Here is a 1,290-nt window from a genome sequence, read left to right as displayed (position 1 = left end):
ATTTTTTAAATGGTTTTTTCTTCATAACGCTCTTTAAACATTTTATAAATTTTTTCATGTGCTAAACCGAATCCAGCTGTTCGTTTGGTAGTCCAACTGTTGTTATAATTATTTGATACTAAATATACAATTTTTTCTACAGATTCTATACTCGGAAGACTATTCATGGTTTTTAAGCGTTTACGTACCTCTTTAATTGTTCGCTCAATCATATTCGTTGTATAGATATAAGATCGGATCTCTTTTGGGTATTTATAAAAAGTAAGAAGAACGGGCAAATCTTTTTCCCATGATTCCACTTCTTTTTTATACTTCTTGCCCCATTTTTCTTTTACCATTTGAAACGCTTCTTCCGCGCTTGGTAAATCTGCAGCTTTATACACTTGCTTAAAATCACTTGCGACATCTTTTTGGTCAGTTTTTCGTACTTTGGACAACACATTTCTCATTTTATGCACAACACAACGTTGAACATCCGCTTTAGGATATACACTTAGAAACGCTGTTTCTAAGCCAGTTAGCCCATCGAAAATACCTAGTAAAACGTTTTTTACGCCTCGCTCATGTAAATTTTCTAGAATCTCTCTCCAACCACTTGCCGATTCTCTTCCGCCAACATAAAAGCCTAAGATTTCACGTTTCCCTTCTAACGTAATGCCCAAAGCAATATAAATCGCCTCTTTTTCAACCGTATCGCGACGCACACTGAAAAATAAGCAATCTAAATAAAGTGCCGTGTAATTAGACTCTAATGTGCGTGATTGCCAACTTTCGATATCAGCTCTAATTTTTTCTGTAATATTAGACACAGTAGTAGCTGAATACGTATTACCATCTAATAAACGCTCCACAAATTTCCCAACTTGTCGGGTACTTACGCCACCTTGGTATAGACTTAAAATGGCTTCTTCTAACCAACCATCACGACGTTGATAGGGTTGGAATAGGGAGGTTTGAAAGTCTCCATTTCGATCTCTTGGAACAGACAAATCTTCTATTCGTCCAAATTTCGTATCTAACATTCTTTGGTAATAACCATTTTTAGAATTAGGTGTATCTTGAGGTTCCGTATTCAAGAAGTTTTGAATTTCCTCCCTAAGAATGAACTCTAATTTATCTTGTACAAATTCTTTTACCATGGCTTCGATTTGTTTACCTAAGTCTAAATTGGATATACTATTATTAGGCATGAGGCAAAGTCTCCTTTCATTTTAGGTTCTGGATAAACCTAGGGGGTACTTTGCCTTATTTTTTTCCTAAAAATGTTTACACATACTTTTATACACCATC

Annotated in this window: 1 protein-coding gene; it reads right to left on the bottom strand. The window is 35.2% G+C overall.

Annotated features, from left to right (window positions below; genetic code table 11):
* Positions 1-5: 5 nt before the first annotated feature.
* Positions 6-1,190, bottom strand: coding sequence for an IS256 family transposase (locus ACTFOB_RS26280; protein ID WP_440030137.1), 1,185 nt, complete (start codon positions 1,188-1,190; stop codon positions 6-8).
* Positions 1,191-1,290: the final 100 nt, after the last annotated feature.

The sequence above is a fragment of the Bacillus cereus group sp. MYBK79-1 genome (assembly GCF_051915365.1).
In the GTDB taxonomy this organism is placed as follows: Bacteria; Bacillota; Bacilli; order Bacillales; family Bacillaceae_G; genus Bacillus_A.
Note: the sequence above shows the minus strand (reverse complement) of the source record. Positions and strands in the feature narration are given on the sequence as shown.